This window comes from Actinomadura sp. NPDC048032, assembly GCF_040653175.1.
Classification (GTDB): domain Bacteria; phylum Actinomycetota; class Actinomycetes; order Streptosporangiales; family Streptosporangiaceae; genus Spirillospora; species Spirillospora verrucosospora.
The window spans coordinates 1-18,833 of sequence record NZ_JBEZJP010000130.1; the positions used below are offsets into that span (position 1 = coordinate 1).

Sequence of the window (18,833 nt, forward strand, 5' to 3'; positions counted from 1 at the left end):
CGTGGGCTCCTTCCCCTGTTTTCGCAGGTGAGCGGCTCCTTGACCGACTTCCCCGGACGGTGCCGGACGGGGTGCGAATATGGCTGACTCAGGGGTTCCCTAAGTGAGGCCCAAGCCTGGATTCTGTGTCGATCCAGGTGGGGGAGGGGCGCCTTTGCATCCGGTGTCTTGGGGAGCCAGGTCGGGAGCACGCTCGTCCCTACGCGGACTTGGTCTTGCGGGTGAAGATGTCGTTCATGTGCTCAGCGCCGTCGCGGATCTCGGGCTTGAGCTGGTGGCGGTAGACGGTTTCGGTGATCTTTGTGCTGGAGTGCCCGACGAGGATGCTGATCTTCTCTATGGGGACCTCGTGGTCACTCATGAGGGACACGAAGGTGTGCCGTAGCTCGCGGGGGCACCACTCGGCGGGGTTGAGCTTCGCCGCTGTGAGCACTCTGCGGAACCGGTGCCGGACGTGTTGGGCCGTGTAGGGGCGTCCGTCCTCGTGGCAGAACACGAGATCGTTGTCCTGGTACGCCTCGCCGGCCTTGAGCTTCTCGGCCGCCTGCCTCGTCTTGTGGCTGCGGAGCACGTCCACGCCCATGTCTGCGATGCCGAGTCCGCGGCGGCTGAGCGCCGTCTTGGTCTCGCCCTTGTGGCGGTCGGCTCGCAGGACGTAGACGGTCGCCTTGTCCAGATCGACGTCGCTCCACCTGAGGGTGCGGAGTTCCTCAGTGCGGAGCCCCGAGACGATCGCCAGGACAACGTATGCGCCAAACCGGTGCACCGGCTTGCTCGCCTCTTCTAGCAGCGTGCTCGCTTGCACCAGGCTGAGCGAGCGCGACTTTCGGGCGGGCTTGCCGTCCGGGGTGTCCACCAGTTCTGCGACGTTCCGGCCGATGCGGTCATGGCGCGCCGCTCTGCGGATCGAGCGCTTGAGGATGCTGTGGACGATGCCGAGCGAGGACGAGGTGAGGTGTTCGGCTCTGCCGTTGAGCCACGTCTCGACGTCGTCGGCTGTGAGTTCCTTGAGGCGCGTCCGTCCGATGAACGGGATGAGCTGATGATCGGCGAGTGACCGGTAGACCTCGTTGGTCTCCGGCGACTTGCCGGACTTGGCGAACGCGGCGAGGAACTCCTCTACCGCGTCCCGGACGTAGTAGTTGCGGTCCGTCTTGACGCCCTTGCTCAGCTCTTCGACGGCCTCTTTGAGCTTGTCCTTGACCTCTGTCTTGGTGCGCCCCTTCCTCTTGAGCCGCTTGCGCTTGCCGTCCGGGCCGAAGCCGAGCGAGAGCGCGCCGGTGTACCCGTCGCCCTCCTCGTAGATCGATCCCTCGTACTTGCCGACCAGGATCTTCGCCAACGGATCCCTCCTCGTATCGGTCGAGGTCACCACCGACCATAACTCAAGACGTCCCAAGACGTCCCTAGGTTGGGAGGCCCGTTCTGCGGAGCGAGGTGTCCGGACGGGCCTCCCGCGCGGGTGTCAGCGCTTGGCTTCTTCGAGGGAGGGCTCTTCCAGGGAGGTGACGAACTCGGCGAGGTGCCGGTCAGTGATGCGGCGCAGCTTGCCGATCTTGATGCTGCGGAGTTGGCCGGTGCGGATCAGGAAGTAGACCTTGTCCCGTCCGATGCTGAGGATCTCGGCCACTTGCTCGACGGTGTACGCCTGCAGGGGACACCACCTCCTCTCACCCGGGCTTCGTCCCGGGGCCGTGCGCGGATGTGGGTGGGGACCATCTCCTCGGTTGCGGTGTGTGCTTGTCTCTCGTCTCGTCTCATGGACGTCTCAGCCGCCCATACGTGCAGACGCGTGCGCGAGACGAGACGTTGAGACGATTACGAGGTGTGATCGGGCGCCTTGTAGCGGCCTCGTCCGACCTGGACGGCGTGGCCGGCCTTCACCAGTTCGGCGAGGCGCCGATAGAGGGTGGGACGGCTCAGCTCTGTGAGCATCAGAAGGTGAGCGATCGGGAGGCCCTCCTCTGGCGCACCGTCCAGGGCCTCCCTCAGCGCTGTCTCCGCGTGGTCTTCACGGGACGGCGCTACGAGGACGGACGGCTCGGAGGCTGACGCCATGTGTGCCTCGTCCACCGCGCGTAGGGAGACCTCGTCCAGCGTCGGACGGATGGTCGCATGGCGCTCTGCTGTCTCGGCCACGATGGCATCGGTGAGCAGGTAGGCGCGGCCTCGTCGAGGTGTGTCGTGTTCGGGCGCGGAGAGAAGGAACTTGCCGGGAGCGTTGAGCGTGTGCGCGCGCCATCCGGCGCTGAGCATCCCCTGCCCGAGAATGAGATCGACGTCCTTGCGCTCACGGACGCGAAAGCTCACGCGGACGTCCATCTGTGACCGAACGGCACCCTTGCCCATGGCTTTCTGTGTGGGCCGCTGGGTCGCCGCAATGAGCGTCACGGCGACGGCGCGCCCCCGCCGCGCGATCGAGTCCGTGTCGCTTGCTGCGTCGGGAGCGTCATCGGCGAGTTCGGCGTACTCGTCCACGACGATGACAAGCGCGGGATGTTCCGGAGTCGGATCCCACACGCGCCGCCCGTTGGCCGTGAGCCATTCGGCACGCGCTTCCAGGACGGTGACGGCGTCGCGCAGCATGGCGCGGGCTTGCTCCGGTGTGGTGGCGAGCCGATCGATACAGGACGCCCACGGCTGGAGCTCCATCCCGCGCTTGAGATCGACGGCCCAGATAACGACGTCCCGGCACGCGCTGAGGTTGCCCATCAGGACGTTGACGCCGCCGCTCTTCCCGGAGCCGGCCACGCCCCCGAAGAGCCCGTGTCGCCGCAGCAGCAGCACACGCGCGCCGGTCGCGTCCTCGAACGGGCCGAGGTCGATCGGTTCGGTAATGGAGGAGACGGACGGTCCCGGCCACGGGATCGCATCGGCGTGCGGGTCTCTGTCGAGCACCCGCAACTCGAACCGGTTGGCCTTGCCGTCGCGCGTCGGTGCGACACGCACAGCGCCCCGGAACGTCCCAAGCGCCGACTCGATAGCCGGAACCCTGGCGATGACGTCCTGGATCGTCTGACCGCGTGCCAGGGCGAACCGTGCACGCCATCCCCACACGTCCACCACCGCGGACTGCGCGCGTGAACCGGCGAGCCCGACGTCCTCCGCGATCTCCGGCCACGCGGCTATCTGCCGATCGACTCGCACTCTGGCGCGCCGCCTCCGGTGCGCCCACCACGGCGCAGCGAGCGCGATTGCGCCCCCAGCGAGGATCACAGGAAGCGGCGGGACCGTGGGCCCGAGTGCAGTAGCCGCAGACAGCCACCCACCAGCCCCCAACACGACGCCAGCGGCATACAGCCGCTCGATTCGCGGCGATAGGCCCAACCTCTCCCCGAACATGGCGAGCACCCATGCAGCCAAGCCAGCCAGGGCCAGCAGCCACGGCCACCACTCCGGGTGCGTGAGATGCAGGACCGCGCCCCCTACTGCGAGCGAGGCCACCAAGTAGACCGGTCCCAGTTCAGACCGGTACCGCCACAGGGCCCGCGCGAGAAGGACGGCGGCCACTTCCGAGAACTGGTCGTCACGATCGATGATCACCATGGGCTGCAACCCACTGCGCCGCATCTTCTGCGCATGCCGCCGCATCTGACGCGCCCGGCTCATGAGCGCCCCCATGAGTCCGGGGGAAGGTGCCCTTGCGCGCGCAGTTCATCGCGCAGGTAGTACAGCGGATCCGGCTCGCCGTCGCGGTCGGCTCGGAGAGTGGCTCGCCCCGCAGCCGCCAGATTCGCGCGATCGCGCCGGACCATCGCCAGCAGGGACGAGAGCCGGGATATCTCGGAGAGGAGTTGAGGAACATCGGCGAGCGCGGCGTAGAGCCGCGCCCACAGATCCTCGATGGACGGCATCGCGTCGGAAAGGCTGGAGAGGATCTCACGCGCGGCGAGGCTCCGCGTTCGCACCTCTTGAACGTTGACTTGGACATGCGGCGGTGTATCAGGCACCAAGGCATCCCTCCTTTCGGTAGGGGACGTCAGTGCTGAGAAAGCGACCGGACGAGGACAGCCACCAGCCGGCGGATTTCCGGCGCGGCGCTGGTCGCAGCGAGGAAGAACCCGAACAGCAGGCACACCGCGATGTGCCAACCTCGAAGTCCCATGTACCGCCACGCGACCCACACCACGGCGCCGAGGATCGCCACCAGGGGAACAGAGACGTTCACTGACGCACCCTCCTCACAGCCACGGAGCCGGGTACTGCGGGCCGCGCCCGCGCCGGAGCCACCGGGCGCGAGCGCGGCACTTGCGGCACCTCCGGCTACCGGGTTCGACGCGTGCCCCGCAGGGGCACGTGTGACCGGTGATGGCGCGAGGCATGCGCATGTTCACCGCCCCGCCGGTACGCGGGCCGGCGCGTCGTCGCACGTGCGGGTGCTGAGCACCCGCCTGGATGCGGTACCGACACGGGACGGCTCGGCGAGCCCTCGCGCGGTCCGGCGCTCTTCGGCGTGGATACCGATGACGAGCATCGCGAAGATTCCGCAGGTGGAGCCAGCGAGGAAGACGGCAAGGATCGCTGCCAGAACGAGGATCATCTTTGACCACTCCTCTCGTAAGGCCCGTATCCGGCGGGGACGGTCCGGGCGGTCGGTGTCTACGAGAAAGAGAGTGCGCCTGACCTGCGGGACGAGATCACTACATGACTGGACGTGTTCATGACGTCCTCATAGGCTTGACCGCGTCCTAGGACGTCCCGGAATCCGGACGGGTGCATGCCGAACGAACGCCTACGCGCCGCTCTACTAGAGCAGGGCCTGACTATCGCCACGCTCGCCGAGTCGCTCGACGTGGACCCAAAAACAGTAGAACGGTGGATCACCAAAGACCGCACCCCCTACCGGCGGCATCGCTACGCAGTAGCTTCGCGATTGGGCGTAGACGAGACTTTCCTGTGGCCAGACGCCCTCTCCAATGAGCAGGTCACCGCAGCGTCCAGCAGCGAACTAGTGACGATCTACCCGCACCGGACATCCGTCCCGAGGGACGCATGGGGACGTCTCTTCGCCACCGCCAAGGAAGAGATCGGCGTTCTGGTCTACTCCGGCCTCTTCCTCTCCGAAGACTCCGGCATCCAACGCACGTTCGCCGAGAAAGCCGAGGCCGGTGTCCGCGTCCGCATCCTCCTGGGCGACCCGGACAGCCCACAGGTAGCCGAACGAGGCGACGACGAGGGCGTAGGCGACGCCCAGGCCGCAAAGATTCGCAACGCCCTAGTTCTCTACAAGAATCTGCGCAGGCAAGACGGGGTCGAGTTCCGCTTTCACCGCACGGTCCTCTACAACTCCATCTACCGCGCCGATGACCAGCTCCTCGTCAATACCCACGTCTACGGCGTCACCGGCCCCCACGCCCCCGTCTGGCACCTCCGCCGCATAGCCGGCGGAGACTTGGTCAACACTTACCTAGAGAGCTTCGAACGCGTCTGGGACGGCGCCACACCCATACCGGGGGACTGACATGGGCCGCAGGATCGACTACTACGACGACCCCAACGCTCCCAAAGCCAACAGGATCATTCCCTCCGTAAACACCGTTGTGGAGAACGACAAGGGCGAGATCCTCCTGATCTGCCGTACCGACAACGACAACTGGGCGCTGCCAGGCGGCGCAGTGGACATAGGTGAGTCCGTGACTGATGCCGCCATACGTGAAACCAAAGAAGAAACTGGCATCGACATTGAGATCACCGGATTTGTAGGCGTCTACAGCGATCCCAAACATGTCATTCTCTATACCAGCGACAACGAAGTTCGCCAGGAGTTCTCACTCGTCTTGGTAGGCCATAAAATCGGGGGAAGTATCCGGGGCAGCAATGAAAGCAGGAACGTACGCTGGGTTCAGCGTGGCGCCCTTGGAAAGCTCCCTATGGACCGATCAATGCGCGCTCGAATCGAAGACTATTTGCAAGGCGAATGCTCGCCTATTATTTCCTGACGGGCGAGTTGGCATCCAGGCATAGCCTAGGACTTAGTCCAGATCTCGCTCGTATGACGGTTGGAAAATTGGGATACCCGTTAGGGGGCAGGTTGTCGCAAGACGCGGAAATTAGTGAAAGCCAACTTCTGCTTGCGGAATACGAACGCATAAAAGAAGAGCAAAAAGTTCGAATTGGATTCAGGGACAATCTTCTGTACGTCACCTTGGCGGCCATGGCTGCCGTAGTTGGCTTTACGTTTTCACCAAAAGGGCATATAGGACTAGTCCTTACTCTCCCACTCGTGGCGATTATTCTGGGGTGGGCGTACCTGGTAAATGACCAAAAAATCTCGGCGATTGGAGAGTATGTTCGGGAGGAGTTGACCCCGAGACTAACGTCGCTCTCTGATCCGCACGGACCAATATTCGGCTGGGAAGGCTATCACCGAAGCGATAGCCGTCGTGTCCTGCGCAAGTACCTCCAGCTAAGTGTGGATCTGATTACCTTCTGTGGATCCTCGATTGCAGCAGTTGTTGCCTATCTTGCGATCGGCCCACACAGCACTACTCTCATCGTATGTGGATCTATCGAACTGATTCCGATTGGGATACTGGGGCAACAAATAATTGCATATGCCGACCTTAGGAGGTAAGTGAGCATGTTGGCGGATTGTGAAAGTGCAGACTTAATCCTCAAGGACTGTCAGGGGTCTGTGGCATGATGAGGTCTTGTAACACGGGATTTGGCTTGGCGGCCGACAAGGGGAGTGTGGCGTGCCTCTGACTGCCGGCCGTTACGGGCACGCCCGGATTGCGGTGCTCTCTGTAATAAAAGAAGAAACGGAGGCAGTGCGGAGCATCTTTGATCTCACGCAGAGGGTAGCTCATACACACTACTTCACTGGTGAGAATCAAAGGCCCCAGCATCCAGAGATAGTCAATTGTGAGATCGGGCGAAACAACCTTCAATCTGGCGAGGCGATAAGAGATGTGATCGAACATTGGCAACCGCAAGTTCTCGTCCTCGTGGGTATAGCGGGCGGCATTGACAGCTATGAAAATATCGCCGTTGGCGACATAGTCGTCCCTGATTATGTCCACTACGCAGCCTTTGCAAAACTCACTACGGGGGGACAGCAGCGAAGGTTTATCGCGTACGACCACCCGGCGATCTACCTACACAGAAGCTATGCTGCCCCTCTAAGAGATGACGATACCTGGATCCCTGAGGAGCTTATTCACAAGCTTCCGGCAGCAGAAAAACCAAAGGTACATATTGCCGGTCTCGTTGCTGGTGACAAAGTATACGGGGACCCTGACAGTGAGGAGCAGTCTCAGCTGCTATCCGAGTTTGGACAAGTAGCGGCTGCAATAGATATGGAATCGGTGGGCTTGTGCCGCTCTGTGGCGGCAGCTCGTTCGAACCCGCAATATAACCCGCGGCTTCTTATTGTGCGGGGAGTTTCAGATTTAATTGGCCAGGCTGACAATGATGAAACGCGTCAGAAGTTCAAGCCCCTGGCGGCTCGGATAGCAGCAACGTTTGCGCGCAGAGTGGTAAACGACATCCTGGCATCAGAGCCCGATCCGAGGATCTCGCAAGAGGAGAGTGGTGTTGATGCATAAGGATGCCGCAGATGATTGGGAGTCCCTGAGGCAAGAAGCTCTGGATTTGGCTTCGAGGGTTCTTGGTGATCGACCGCAAATCCACCTTGAACTCGGCCTAGCAGACACTTATGACGACCTGCTGGCCAGCCGGGACCTTACTACTATTAGAGAGGAAGACCTCCTTGAGTTGACTATGGATAAAGGAAGAGTGATTGTATCCGCTGAGGCCGGGAGTGGAAAGACGTGGCTTCTAGCTCGAACCCTCAGGGCTGCTGTACGTCAAGAGACCGTTGTGCCTATTTGGGTATCCATCAGGACCCTTACCTCTCTTGAACGACCGATTGTTGGCAACAACGTTGCAGAGGTGTTGAATGGCTTGCTCACTGCAGCGAGTTCGGATTTGCGATCGATCCTCACATATTCAGGCCAGGCGCCAAAGGTTCTGCTGCTTGCTGACGGGCTCAACGAAGTGGCACGTGAAGGGGCAGAGGCCGTACTGGAGGCGCTTGACGAAATTGCCGGAAGATTTCCGTTCATTAGTGTGGTTGTAACTGACAGGCTTGTCCGTCGCCCGATCTCGCTTCATCGCTGGAATCTGTTGACAGTGCTGCCTCTGTCGAGTGGTGAAGTCGCTCGCGTGTGGAGTGAGGCCGGCGAGATGCAAGAACTACCTCAGGACATCAGCATGCTTAGGCGCCCCTTCTTTCTGGACGCCGCGATAAGCGTGGACTTTGCAAGTCCGAGCGGCACTGAGGCAATCGCTGCCTATTTCCATCAGAGAGTTCATCTCGACGACGGCGTCTTGGATCAACTAGGTTACGCGGCATTTGCTGCTTATGAGAGGTATCGAAGCCGATCGTTTAGCTCTGAATGGTTTAGGGACGAGGTATCCGAAGAGGCTGCCGCGGCTTTGTCGGAAGCTGGCGCAACTCGAGAGAGGTCGGGACAGATTTGGTATTCTCACCATCTTCTGCACGATTTCCTAGCCGCGCGCTATCTCAAGAATAACCCTGATCTGTGGGGCCCGGCCGCATTCGGAGTAATCACCCTCAATGCCGCCTCTTTTGACGCTCTCCGCCTCATGGTGGAACAAGTGCCTCTGCGGAGGCGCTGCGACGAACTTATTCGCTCCATATATGATTGGAATTATTTTGGAGCCGCTTATGCTCTTACTCAGCATGTCCGCGACGAGACACGCTGGACCATCCTTGCCATGCTCGCTGATAAGCGCTGGGATCCGATCGCGGCAACTGTCGCAACTGTAACTGATGCGCTTCGCATTGATAATTCCGGAATCGGAAGACAACTCCTCGCATTGCAAAGCAGGCAAGAGCTTTTCGATATTGTGGCAAACGTGTCGTCGACCGATGAAGACTTCAATCAATGGAAGCAGATATTTACGCTTCCAGATGGCATTGAGGCAGATTTTCCTCTTGTTGAGGGTCTCAAGCAAGAGGATTCGATAATTGGGTGGACCCTGGCCAATGTACTTCGCAGGGCCACGCTCACTCCAGACGCTGCTAGCTTTGTTATCGAGACTTCAGTGTCTGGCAGCACTCCCGTCGAGCGCTGGCGCTCGGTCCACGTCTTGGGCGCACACGGATCTCCGAGCGCATCTGATGCACTACTCGATGCGATGCGGGATAGTGATCAGTGGGTCCGTTATGGGGCAATCCGTTCTCTCGTCGAGGTTGCGGCGGCCACCGATCAACCTGCGCTGAGGGATCAACTGATTCGTGAGCTTATTGGATTCGCGCAGCAAGGCATGCTGGATTCGCGCATGCAAGGCGAGTTGGCTAAGGCGCTTGTCATAAGGCCTAAGCCTTCTGATTGGGCTTCTTCAGTCGCACCCTTGATCCAGCAGCTGATTGGGGTTGCCTCAGACCCCATTAGTCAGCGCAGGTGGACGAGAGTGATGGATGCTATCGTTGCAGAATCATAGAAGTGAGGAAATGTGATTGAGATCGATCAGAATCAGCTTCGGCTGCTTTCGGATGCCGCTTGGCTGGTCCGCAAGAATGCGAGGCTGTATGGGCCTACTGCAGTTGGGTGTGCAGTCCTTTCCGGCGATGATCGCATATTTGCAGGTTGTAATTTGGAGCATCGGTTCAGATCGCACGATATCCATGCTGAGGTAAATGCACTCTCTAGTCTTGTGGCTGGTGGAGCAGCGAATGCAATTGTCGTAATGATTGCGGCTGAGCGCGATCGCTTCACTCCATGCGGCTCCTGCCTCGATTGGATCTTTGAGATTGGCGGAGAAGAGTGCTTGGTGCTTAACGAGCGAGCCCCGGGGAGGGTTGATCACCGCTACCTCGTGGGTGAACTCATGCCGTTCTATCCATCCTGACTACACGTGGGGGGTGTCCTCATTCAAGGAGCTACTTTGGATAGCTCCAATGCCGTTTCCTCTACTGCCCTTTCTAGGGCGAACCTGGATTCTGAGATGGAACGGCTAACTGGATGACCTTGTCCATAGCGCACTTGGATTTCAGATATCCGATCTCCGACTTCTATCTCTGTTCCGTCCTTGCTTGTGGTCATATCGCAATATATTAGGTATCGACTCAATTCTGGCAACTCTGTTGAGAATTCTTGGCCTAGTGGTTCCCCGAGGCCTCGTTGATTTGCTTCCACAATCGCACAGGAATGATGTGCGACGAGGCGGCACAGATGAATATCGGCTTTCCAAAAGTCTCGAAGATAGCGGGCGCCGTCCAAAGGGTGGAAGCCAGTGTCCACGAGATCAGGGGCGTAGCCGATGTCATGTAGCCAGGCCGCGGCCTCCAGAAGATCGGCCCTGTTCCCGAGTATGAGGGCGAGTCTGCGAGCTTGCCGGGCCACGCCCTGAGTGTGTGCCCAGCGACGAGGCAGGGTGGTCTCTAGGTGCTTTCGTGCGAGGTCTCTTGCCCATGCTGCGGTGTTCTTTCTCATGAGGTCGACGCTACGCGCGAGAGGGTGGACGTCCACGGGCGTGGAGGGCTCATGTGGGGACGTCTGAGCGGACGAGGCGTCCTCTGCCGTGGACGCAGGTGACCAGGCCGGCGGTTTCGAGGGTGATGAGGGCCGCGCGGGCGGTGGAGCGGGATACGCCGTGGCGTCGGGCGAGTTGGTTCTCGCTGGGGAGCGCGTCGCCCGCTTGAAACTGTCCGGTTTCGATCTGTTGGCGCAGCTTTGCCGCGATGTGTTCCGTGCGCGTGCGTGGTGGGACGTTGGGGTCTGGGACGAATCGGCCCACGCCTGGGCGGACGGTGATGAGGCCTTCGGTTTGGAGGGCTGACAGAGCCCGCCGCACGGTGCTGCGGACAACACCGAACTCGGTACAGAGGACGGCCTCGCTTGGTAGACGGGCGCCGGGGGTGTAGGTGCCATCTGTGAGTCGGTGCCGTAGCACGCGGGTGATGTACACGTAGGTTCCCCATGCCGTGCGGCGGGTCATGTCAGGGCTACTCGTCTCTCAGGGGATCGAATGCCACCGCAACCCAGGGTTGGAGCAGGATGTTCAGCTTGTCCGCCGCGAGGCAGAGGCGTTTGCAGGGCGTGAGCCATAGGCCGGTGCTGGATAGGTACCACCAGGTGCCGTTGCCCCAGGCAACAGAGATGCTCTCGCCGATGGTGGGCGCGCCTTTTGAGTAGACGCGTAGGAGGGTGCGGGGAGTCTCGGTGCGGAGTTGGGTCGTCCATCCGTCACAGCGCAGGACGAGGGCGAGACGCGTGAGGTGCCAGCGTGCGCGCCATGGGCCGCTGTAGGTGGGCGGAGGGAGCGCGGTCGGTGCGTTCGGGGGAAGCAGCACCAACCGCGCCACCTCCTCCCCACCCCATGAGGCCGTGCTCCCCATCACGGCCTCCTCCGGTGACAGTTGTGGGGCTCGCTCCCGTGCCATCACCGGGTCCTTGGACACGCGTTCTTGGCGCGCTCGCCCTCGTGGACGAGGGCCTTACGCAACTCGGCGGGATTCGATGCGATCACCGTCGGATCCACGCCGGCGCGCGGGTCGTGCAAGCTCGCCACCCAGTCTCCGAGACGTCCGTCCCACCGGGTGGCACGCCATATGCGGTAACCGGTGAAGTCCCGGCGCAAGTCGGCGAGCGCCTTCTCTGCCGCCTCTGCTTCGGCTTTGAAGGGGTCGGGATTGGTCTGAGGGGGCTGTTCGGTGGCCATGGGGTGGGCTCCTCGTCTTGCGGGTTCGTTTGTACGAGGTGGCGTGTTCGCCTGTGTCCCGAGCCTTCCGTCCGGTGTGGGACCTCTCCATCGGCATCTAGGGACGTCTAGGGACGTCTTCTGTTAGCGTCGTTCATGCGTCGTTCTCACTTGCACCGCAGGAGGCCCGATGAACGACTTGTTTCGACGCGCCCTTGCAGACGCGCGCCTGACCGAAGCCGACGTTGCGGCGCGGTTGCGTGTGGACCCAAAGACCGTCCAGCGGTGGGTCGCGGGGCGCGTGCCCTACCCGCGCCACCGGACGCGGGTTGCCTCACTAGTCGGACGAGACGAGGCCGACCTGTGGCCGCACCTCGCCATGACGAACGTCCGAGTAGATCCGCCGGCGATCGACGTCTTGGCGACCTACCCCCACCGATGGGCCGTGCCTCGATCGGTGTGGCATCAGCTCTTCCGGACCGCCCGCGAGGAGATCGGCGTCCTGGCCTACGCGGGACTATTCCTCGCCGAGGACATGGGCATCATGCGCGTTCTCGCACAGCGGGCGCGTGACGGGGTCGCGGTTCGCATCCTGCTCGGCGACCCGGACGGCGTATGCGTGGCTGAGCGTGGGAGCGACGAGGGCGTTGGCGAATCCATGGCCGCGAAGATCCGGAACGCCCTGGTCCACTACCGCGCCCTACGTGAGGTGAAGGGAGTCGAGATCCGGCTACATGACACCGTGCTCTACAACTCCATCTATCGCGCCGATGATGACCTACTGATCAACCCGCACGCCTACGGCATCGCTGCATCCCATGCGCCAGTGCTTCATCTGCGGCGTGTGGAAGACGGGGACATGGCAAGCACATACCTGGAGAGCTTCGCGCGCGTGTGGGTGAATGCGGACCCGGTGCGGTAAGCGGTCTCATGTGCGCCCGACACGCCGGGCGGGGTGCCCTTTCGTTCCTTCGAGAGACTGTTCGACAGGCTGAACCTGCAGGTAGACACCTAATTCGATGATCGAGCTGCTGTCCGAATTAGGCGTTTTGTAAACTTATGTCTAGTTCATCGTTGACGGCATGGTCAGGTTAAACTGGTGACACTCGAAAGTTCTCGCGTCTCCAGTCTCGCGCCCTTGTGGTCGAGCGAGTCCAAAGGCAGGTGATCCACTAACCATAATACGATCATCATGCCAATTATGGACGTCCGAAAAGCATGTCCATAATCAGGGCGGGCCGGCAGGAGAGGTGGCTCTCTCCCGACCGGCCCTTACGAACACCTCTGTCCCATCGTCACTGGGTAGCACACAGGAGTTCTGCATGCCATCAAAGCAACATGCGGGGCGAGCGTCAAATACGGGCGTCGTCCTAGTCGCGGCACACAACCGTCCTGACCAGGGCGTTTGTCGCCCGGATGTCGTTGAGAGCGACGGCGGCGCCAGGTGTCCTCACTTCTGGCCGCAGCCTGAACTCCGCCAAGACACACTCTGTGACCTTGGTTGTGGCACTGCCTACGTGGAGCTGCGCGAGGCCCTCGACCGCCTCGGGCTCGACGACGAGGCCCTGGCACGCCGGGGCGTCCGGCTGCTGCGCCTCGCGCTGATCTACCCGCTGGACGCGGACCGGATCCGGGAGTTCGCCCGGGGGCTGCGCGAGATCGTCGTCGTGGAGGAGAAGCGGCCGTTCGTCGAGTCGCAGATCCGCGACGTCCTGTACGACCTTGCGGAGCGTCCCGCCGTGTACGGCAAGAACGGCCCGGACGGCGCCGGGCTGATCCCGCCCGACGGGGGCCTGGACGCGGACCGGCTCGTGAAGGCCCTCGCCAGGCTCCTTGCCGACCGCGTCGGCGAGGAGCACGTGGACCTGCGCGACGCGGTGCTGAAGCCCCGCAAGCCGCAGATCAACCTGCTCGCCCCGGCGCGCACCCCGTACTTCTGCTCGGGCTGCCCCCACAACCGGTCGACGGTCGTCCCGGACGGGTCGATCGCGGCGAGCGGCATCGGCTGCCACGTGATGACCGTGTTCACCGACCGCGGCATCGGCACCACGCAGATGGGCGGCGAGGGCGCGATGTGGGTGGGCGCGGCGCCGTTCTCCGAGACCGGGCACATGTTCCAGAACCTCGGCGACGGGACGTTCTTCCACTCCGGCAGCCTCGCGGTCCGGCAGGCCGTCGCCGCCGGCACCAGCATCACCTTCAAGATCCTCTACAACGCGGCCGTGGCGATGACCGGCGGGCAGCAGGCCGACGGCGGCGCCGACCCGGCGGCGATCACCCGGATGCTGCACGCCGAGGGCGTCGCGAAGATCGTGGTGGTGGCGGACGACCCGTCCCGCTACCCGCGCGGGACGGACTGGGCGCCCGGCGTCCGGGTCCGGCACCGCGACGACCTCGACGCCGTCCAGCGGGAGCTGCGCGAGATCCCGGGCGTGACCGTGCTGCTGTACGACCAGGCGTGCGCGGCCGAGACGCGGCGCAAGCGCAAGCGCGGCCTCGTCCCCGACCCGCAGACCCGCGTCCTGATCAACGAGGCCGTCTGCGAAGGGTGCGGCGACTGCGGCACCAAGTCGAACTGCCTCAGCGTGGAGCCGGTCGAGACCGAGTTCGGCCGCAAGACGCAGATCAACCAGACGTCCTGCAACAAGGACTACTCCTGCGTGGACGGCGACTGCCCCTCGTTCGTCACCGTCCTGCCCGGCACGAAGGTCCGGGCGGCGCGGACCCTGCCGCCGATCGGCGAGCTGGAGGAGCCCGGGTCACGGCCCGAGTCGGCGGACGTGCTGCTCGTCGGCATCGGCGGCACCGGCGTCGTGACGGTGAACCAGGTGCTCGCCACGGCGGCCCTCATCGACGGCCGGCACGCCCGCGCGCTCGACCAGACGGGGTTGAGCCAGAAGGCCGGCGCCGTCGTGTCGCACCTGCGCATCGGGACCGCCGGCCCGGACCGGCCGGGCATGGTCGGCGCGGGCGGCGCCGACGCCTACCTCGTGTTCGACTCGCTGGCCGGGACGAGCGAGGCCAACCTGCGCCGCTGCGCGCCGGACCGGACCGCCGCGGTCGTGTCGACCAGCGAGGTGCCGACCGGACGGATGATCGTCGACACCTCGGCGTCGCTGCCGCCGAGCGCGTCGCTGGTCAAGCGGATCGCCGAGCGCACCCGCGCGGACCGGCTGGTCGCGCTCGACGCCCTCGCGCTCGCCGAGCGCTGGTTCGGCGCCACGACCACGGCCAACTTCGTGGTGGTCGGCGCCGCCTACCAGGCGGGGCTGCTGCCGCTGTCGGCGAAGGCCGTCGAGGAGGCCCTCACGCTGAACGGCGTGCAGGTGGAGGCGAACATCCAGGCGTTCCGCGCCGGGCGCCGCCTCGTGCTCGAACCCGAGAGCCTGGACGACGCCGCGGCGCCGGCCGCGCAGGTCGCGCCGCGCCCGCTGGACTCGACGGCGTCCGCCGCGATGGACCTCGTCGACGCGTCCGGCGTGGACGGCGAGCTGGCCCGCGTCCTGCGGATCCGCGTGCCCGACCTCGCCGCCTACCAGAACCTGGCGCTCGCCGAGCGGTACCTGGACGCGGTCCTGCGCGTCGCCCGGGCCGAGGAGGCGGCGGGCGCCGGCGGGCGGCGCCTCGCGGTCGCCGTCGCGCGCAACCTGTACAAGCTGATGGCCTACAAGGACGAGTACGAGGTGGCCCGCCTGCACCTCGACCCGGAGCTCGCCCGGCGCGTCGAGGAGCAGTTCGGGCCCGGCTCCACGGTCGCGTACATGCTGCACCCGCCGCTGCTGCGGGCCGTCGGGGTGGACCGGAAGATCGCCCTCGGCCGCACGGCCCGCCCGGCGTTCCGCGCGCTGCGCGCGATGCGGCGGCTGCGCGGCACCCCGCTCGACCCGTTCGGCGCCACGGCGCAGCGGCGCGCCGAGCGCCGCCTCGTCACCGGGTACGTCGCGGTGCTGAACGAGCTGGTGGCCGGGCTGGACGCGGGCGCCGCCGGGGACGGCCGGCACGAGGCCGCCGTCCGGATCGCCGAGCTGCCGGACATGATCCGCGGTTACGAGGACGTCAAGACCGCGAACATCGCCCGGTACGAGGAGAGCCTGCGCGAGCTGCTCGCCGCGTGGCGGGCCGAGCGGTCGCCGAGCCGCGTGTGACGCCCGGGTGAGCGCGGCCGCCGCCCCGGCCGGGTCCGTCGAACCCGCCGGGGCCGGCGGCGCGTACCTCCTGGCGAGCCGGGGACCGCGCCCGGCACCGGAGGGTGACGTCCAGTGGAACCGGGCCTGCGGCTGACGGAGCGCTACCGCCTCGTGGAACGCCTCGACGACGGCGGCACCATGGAGGTCTGGCGCGCCTGGGACGAGCTGCTGGGCCGTCCCGTCGCGGTGAAGGTCCCGGCGCCCGCGGGCGCGGGTCCGCAACGGAGGTTCCGGCAGGGAGTGAACCGCGCCGCCGCGCTCTCCCACGCCGCGCTGGAGACGGTCTTCGACAGCGACCAGACCCGCGACGCGTCCGGACGGCTCGTGTCCTTCGTCGTGACCGAGTTCCTGGCGGGCGAGACCCTCGCCGTCCGGCTGCGGCGCGGACCGCTCGCCGCGTCCGAGGCGGCCGCCGTGTGCGGCCGGATCGCGGGGGCGCTGGAGGCCGCGCACACCGCGGGCGTGACGCACGGCGACCTCACGCCGGACAGGGTCGTGCTCGCCTACGGGGACGCCGGCGTCGACGTGAAGGTCGTCGACACCGGCATCGGCGGCGTCCTCCGCGCACCGGCGGGCGGCGGCACCGAGGCCGCCGACGTGCGCGCGCTCGGCGCCGTCATCGCCGCCTGCGTCGCCCCCGGCGCGTCCGAGGAGCTGTCCGCGCTCGCCGCCCGCTGCACGGGCCCGGACGCCCCGTCCGCCGCCGAGGTCGCCGCTCTCCTCGTCCGCGACGAGGGACCGCCGAACGCCGTCCTCACCGCCCTGGGCACGGGCCGGCCCGGTGCCCTGCCCCCTCCGCCGCCTCCGCCCGAGACGCCCCGTCGCGGGCACGCCCGCCTCGCCGCGCTCGCCCTGGTAGCGGCGATCCCGGTCACGGCCGCCGCGGCGGTCCTGCTGTCGGCGCCACGCTCCCCGGCCGCCGTCCCGGCCCCGGCACGGACGATCACCGCCCCGGCGCCCCGGACGCCGCCGCCGACCGCCTCCCGCGTCACCGACGCGCTGGGCCGGCTGCGCCCCATCGTCAGCCGCGGCTACGCCGCCGGAGAGATCCGCTCCGATGTCGCGATCGACCTCGACAACGTCATCACGAACCTGGAGAACGACCTCACCGCCGACCGCGACGTCGACGTCGGAGGCCGGATCGCCGAACTCCACGACAAGATCGCCACCCGGCGGAGGGAGCGCGGCCTGTCACCCGGGCTCGCCGACGAACTGAACCGCGTCCTCGCGACCGTCCGGGCATGACGGGGCGGCGGGACGCCGCGGCGTGGCGGCGCGAGGACCTCCCCCGGACGCCGCCCGCCGCCCGCTTCCCCTGGCTCGCGCTGGCCGGCGTCGCCGCCACGATCGCGGCGGCGACCGTGCTCGTCCTCGGGATCGGCGACACCCTCTCGGCCCGCGACGACTCCGCCGGACGGCTGCTCCCGCTCCAGGCGGCGTCCCCGCCCGCACCGTCCCCGCCCGCGGAGTCAGGTCCGCGGACGCCCTCGCCCCCGCCCGCTCCCCCTCAGGCGCCGCCGACGGAACCGAGCGTCGACGAGGTCCTCATGAGGTTGCGGCACGCCGTGGACGAGGGAGTGGCCGCGGGGGACGTCCGCGACGACGTCGGCCTCGACCTCGGCAACGTGATCGAGCGAATGCTCCACCACGGGCGGCACGGCCGCGCGGACGTCGCCGCCCTGCGGCACAAGATCGCCACCCGCGCCCGGGAGGGCGCCATCACCGGCGGCCGCGCCGAGCAGCTCCGCGTGATCCTCGACGGCGCGCACCCCTGACCGCTCCCCCGGCGACCGGCCGGACGGACAGGGACTTGACGAGAGCATATCGTTTATCGTTATTATCGAAAAACGATACACCCCCAAGGAGAGTCGAGACATGACACTGGCCGCGCGCTGGACGAAGATCGACAGCCGTTTCCTGGAACTGCTCATCGGGCTCGGCCTGCTGCTGGTCGGACTCTTCCAGGCCCTCTTCCCGATCCTCGGCGTGACCGGGCCCTTCCCGCCGATCGACACCCGCGACGTCGACCTGCGCTCCACCGCGCGGGTGCCGGACCTCGCGGCCGGCGGAACGGTCCTGCGCGGCACCCACCACGCCGAGCTGGCGGTCGGCGACCCCGGCCTCGGGGACCGGGTGCTGCTCGCCGCCCCCGAGGTCCTCCGCGCCGCGCTGATCATCGCGATCCTGTCGATCCTGATGCGGATGGCCGCGACGTTCCGCACCGGCGACGTCTTCGTCCCGGCGAACGTCCGGCGGCTCTTCGCGATCTCCACCGCCGTCCTGCTGCTCGGCACGGCCGCCCCCGCCCTCGACATGCTCACGACGAACGCGCTGGTCAGCGGCACCCCGATCGAGGACGCGGTCGAGATCGGCTTCACAGTGCGGGCCTCCACCGTCCTGCTGGCCATCCTGATCGCCGCGCTGGCCGGGGCGTTCGGGCACGGCGCCCGCCTGCGCGCCGACACCGAGGGCCTGGTCTGATGCCGCCCGAGGACCCCCACCAGATCACCGTCCACCTGGACAAGATCCTCGCCGACCGCGGCATCACCCTGGTCGAGCTGGCCGAACGCGTGGGCGTGACCCCCGTGAACCTGTCCATCCTGAAGAACGGCCGCGCCAAGGCGATCCGGTTCACCACCCTAAGCGCCCTCTGCCGCGAGCTCGACTGCCAGCCAGGCGACATCCTGTCCTACACCCAGGACTGAAAGCCCAGAGACCCGCAAAGCGCAACAGTCGACCCAAGGACCGCAACCGTCGGACACAGGGCCAGCAACCGTCGGACACAAGGACAGCAACCGTCGAACGCAACGACAGCAACCACTACAGCAACCACCAACAAGCCAAACCGTCGCGATTGCGAGCGAAGCCAGGTTCGAGCCTGCGAGAACCTGATCGCCGAGTGAGCCGCCAGGCGAACCGAGGCGATGCAGCAATCGCAGACCCGTGGCTCGCGGGCGAGGAGCGGATCGCGCCGCT

The 18,833-nt window shown here is 65.4% G+C and carries 20 protein-coding genes; 11 read left to right on the forward strand and 9 right to left on the reverse strand.

Annotation, left to right across the window (positions count from 1 at the left end; all coding sequences use genetic code 11):
• Positions 1-199: 199 nt before the first annotated feature.
• The 6 genes from AB0C69_RS19010 to AB0C69_RS19035 all read right to left on the reverse strand — a co-directional run bounded on the left by AB0C69_RS19010 (position 200) and on the right by AB0C69_RS19035 (position 4,540).
• Positions 200-1,342 carry a tyrosine-type recombinase/integrase gene (locus tag AB0C69_RS19010; RefSeq protein ID WP_360355063.1) on the reverse strand — a complete coding sequence of 381 codons (1,143 nt, stop codon included), beginning with the start codon at positions 1,340-1,342 and terminating at the stop codon, positions 200-202.
• A 123-nt stretch (positions 1,343-1,465) separates the two neighbouring features.
• Positions 1,466-1,654 carry an excisionase family DNA-binding protein gene (locus AB0C69_RS19015; RefSeq protein WP_353832870.1) on the reverse strand — a complete coding sequence of 63 codons (189 nt, stop codon included), beginning with the start codon at positions 1,652-1,654 and terminating at the stop codon, positions 1,466-1,468.
• Positions 1,655-1,818: 164 nt separating this feature from the next.
• Entirely contained in the window at positions 1,819-3,609 is a 1,791-nt protein-coding gene (locus tag AB0C69_RS19020) for a cell division protein FtsK (RefSeq protein WP_360355066.1), read from the reverse strand.
• Positions 3,606-3,950 carry a hypothetical protein gene (locus AB0C69_RS19025; protein WP_360355069.1) on the reverse strand — a complete coding sequence of 115 codons (345 nt, stop codon included), beginning with the start codon at positions 3,948-3,950 and terminating at the stop codon, positions 3,606-3,608. Before AB0C69_RS19025 ends, AB0C69_RS19020 begins: the two co-directional genes overlap by 4 nt.
• A 29-nt stretch (positions 3,951-3,979) precedes the next feature.
• Entirely contained in the window at positions 3,980-4,168 is a 189-nt protein-coding gene (locus AB0C69_RS19030) for a hypothetical protein (RefSeq protein WP_185025836.1), read from the reverse strand.
• 162 nt (positions 4,169-4,330) lie between these two features.
• Positions 4,331-4,540 carry a hypothetical protein gene (locus AB0C69_RS19035; RefSeq protein WP_360355073.1) on the reverse strand — a complete coding sequence of 70 codons (210 nt, stop codon included), beginning with the start codon at positions 4,538-4,540 and terminating at the stop codon, positions 4,331-4,333.
• A 177-nt stretch (positions 4,541-4,717) separates the two neighbouring features.
• Between AB0C69_RS19035 and AB0C69_RS19040 the strand changes: the two genes are divergently transcribed.
• From AB0C69_RS19040 to AB0C69_RS19060, 5 genes are all read left to right on the forward strand, one after another.
• Entirely contained in the window at positions 4,718-5,461 is a 744-nt protein-coding gene (locus tag AB0C69_RS19040; protein ID WP_345177333.1) for a helix-turn-helix transcriptional regulator, read from the forward strand.
• Position 5,462: 1 nt separating this feature from the next.
• Complete coding sequence (locus AB0C69_RS19045) at positions 5,463-5,939, forward strand: NUDIX domain-containing protein (RefSeq protein ID WP_360355076.1); 477 nt, start codon at positions 5,463-5,465, stop codon at positions 5,937-5,939.
• 756 nt (positions 5,940-6,695) lie between these two features.
• The gene (locus AB0C69_RS19050) at positions 6,696-7,547 is read left to right on the forward strand and encodes a hypothetical protein (RefSeq protein ID WP_360355078.1); all 852 of its coding nucleotides are present in this window, start codon (positions 6,696-6,698) and stop codon (positions 7,545-7,547) included.
• The gene (locus AB0C69_RS19055; protein WP_360355081.1) at positions 7,540-9,471 is read left to right on the forward strand and encodes a HEAT repeat domain-containing protein; all 1,932 of its coding nucleotides are present in this window, start codon (positions 7,540-7,542) and stop codon (positions 9,469-9,471) included. The genes AB0C69_RS19050 and AB0C69_RS19055 overlap by 8 nt, the downstream gene beginning before the upstream one ends.
• A 12-nt stretch (positions 9,472-9,483) precedes the next feature.
• Positions 9,484-9,879 carry a hypothetical protein gene (locus AB0C69_RS19060; RefSeq protein WP_360355084.1) on the forward strand — a complete coding sequence of 132 codons (396 nt, stop codon included), beginning with the start codon at positions 9,484-9,486 and terminating at the stop codon, positions 9,877-9,879.
• A gap of 23 nt (positions 9,880-9,902) precedes the next feature.
• On the opposite strand, the gene AB0C69_RS19065 is transcribed toward AB0C69_RS19060, so the two are convergent.
• From AB0C69_RS19065 to AB0C69_RS19075, 3 genes are all read right to left on the reverse strand, one after another.
• Complete coding sequence (locus AB0C69_RS19065) at positions 9,903-10,463, reverse strand: HD domain-containing protein (protein ID WP_360355087.1); 561 nt, start codon at positions 10,461-10,463, stop codon at positions 9,903-9,905.
• Positions 10,464-10,512: 49 nt separating this feature from the next.
• Entirely contained in the window at positions 10,513-10,968 is a 456-nt protein-coding gene (locus AB0C69_RS19070) for a winged helix-turn-helix domain-containing protein (protein ID WP_360355089.1), read from the reverse strand.
• Positions 10,969-11,412: 444 nt separating this feature from the next.
• On the reverse strand, positions 11,413-11,691 hold the full coding sequence (locus AB0C69_RS19075; protein ID WP_360355092.1) for a hypothetical protein: 279 nt from the start codon (positions 11,689-11,691) through the stop codon (positions 11,413-11,415).
• Between the two features lie 169 nt (positions 11,692-11,860).
• On the opposite strand from AB0C69_RS19075, the gene AB0C69_RS19080 reads away from it, so the two are divergent.
• The 6 genes from AB0C69_RS19080 to AB0C69_RS19105 all read left to right on the forward strand — a co-directional run bounded on the left by AB0C69_RS19080 (position 11,861) and on the right by AB0C69_RS19105 (position 18,562).
• Complete coding sequence (locus tag AB0C69_RS19080; RefSeq protein WP_360355095.1) at positions 11,861-12,592, forward strand: XRE family transcriptional regulator; 732 nt, start codon at positions 11,861-11,863, stop codon at positions 12,590-12,592.
• 400 nt (positions 12,593-12,992) lie between these two features.
• Complete coding sequence (locus AB0C69_RS19085; protein ID WP_360355097.1) at positions 12,993-15,815, forward strand: indolepyruvate ferredoxin oxidoreductase family protein; 2,823 nt, start codon at positions 12,993-12,995, stop codon at positions 15,813-15,815.
• Positions 15,816-15,929: 114 nt separating this feature from the next.
• Positions 15,930-17,102 (forward strand): hypothetical protein, encoded by a 1,173-nt coding sequence (locus tag AB0C69_RS19090; protein WP_360355099.1) that lies wholly within the window; start codon positions 15,930-15,932, stop codon positions 17,100-17,102.
• Positions 17,099-17,632, forward strand: coding sequence for a hypothetical protein (locus tag AB0C69_RS19095; protein WP_360355102.1), 534 nt, complete (start codon positions 17,099-17,101; stop codon positions 17,630-17,632). Before AB0C69_RS19090 ends, AB0C69_RS19095 begins: the two co-directional genes overlap by 4 nt.
• 100 nt (positions 17,633-17,732) lie before the next feature.
• The gene (locus AB0C69_RS19100; RefSeq protein ID WP_360355104.1) at positions 17,733-18,338 is read left to right on the forward strand and encodes a DUF2975 domain-containing protein; all 606 of its coding nucleotides are present in this window, start codon (positions 17,733-17,735) and stop codon (positions 18,336-18,338) included.
• The gene (locus AB0C69_RS19105) at positions 18,338-18,562 is read left to right on the forward strand and encodes a helix-turn-helix transcriptional regulator (RefSeq protein ID WP_360355107.1); all 225 of its coding nucleotides are present in this window, start codon (positions 18,338-18,340) and stop codon (positions 18,560-18,562) included. The genes AB0C69_RS19100 and AB0C69_RS19105 overlap by 1 nt, the downstream gene beginning before the upstream one ends.
• The last annotated feature ends 271 nt before the right edge of the window (positions 18,563-18,833 follow it).

Excerpts from the sequence above, each read along its gene's own strand:
- AB0C69_RS19020 (WP_360355066.1), bottom strand. The coding sequence starts at position 3,609 with ATGAGCCGGGCGCGTCAGATGCGGCGGCATGCGCAGAAGATGCGGCGC.
- AB0C69_RS19035 (WP_360355073.1), bottom strand. The coding sequence starts at position 4,540 with ATGATCCTCGTTCTGGCAGCGATCCTTGCCGTCTTCCTCGCTGGCTCC.
- AB0C69_RS19040 (WP_345177333.1), top strand. The coding sequence starts at position 4,718 with ATGCCGAACGAACGCCTACGCGCCGCTCTACTAGAGCAGGGCCTGACT.
- AB0C69_RS19045 (WP_360355076.1), top strand. The coding sequence starts at position 5,463 with ATGGGCCGCAGGATCGACTACTACGACGACCCCAACGCTCCCAAAGCC.
- AB0C69_RS19055 (WP_360355081.1), top strand. The coding sequence starts at position 7,540 with ATGCATAAGGATGCCGCAGATGATTGGGAGTCCCTGAGGCAAGAAGCT.
- AB0C69_RS19065 (WP_360355087.1), bottom strand. The coding sequence starts at position 10,463 with ATGAGAAAGAACACCGCAGCATGGGCAAGAGACCTCGCACGAAAGCAC.
- AB0C69_RS19070 (WP_360355089.1), bottom strand. The coding sequence starts at position 10,968 with ATGACCCGCCGCACGGCATGGGGAACCTACGTGTACATCACCCGCGTG.
- AB0C69_RS19075 (WP_360355092.1), bottom strand. The coding sequence starts at position 11,691 with ATGGCCACCGAACAGCCCCCTCAGACCAATCCCGACCCCTTCAAAGCC.
- AB0C69_RS19080 (WP_360355095.1), top strand. The coding sequence starts at position 11,861 with ATGAACGACTTGTTTCGACGCGCCCTTGCAGACGCGCGCCTGACCGAA.
- AB0C69_RS19085 (WP_360355097.1), top strand. The coding sequence starts at position 12,993 with ATGCCATCAAAGCAACATGCGGGGCGAGCGTCAAATACGGGCGTCGTC.
- AB0C69_RS19095 (WP_360355102.1), top strand. The coding sequence starts at position 17,099 with ATGACGGGGCGGCGGGACGCCGCGGCGTGGCGGCGCGAGGACCTCCCC.
- AB0C69_RS19100 (WP_360355104.1), top strand. The coding sequence starts at position 17,733 with ATGACACTGGCCGCGCGCTGGACGAAGATCGACAGCCGTTTCCTGGAA.
- AB0C69_RS19105 (WP_360355107.1), top strand. The coding sequence starts at position 18,338 with ATGCCGCCCGAGGACCCCCACCAGATCACCGTCCACCTGGACAAGATC.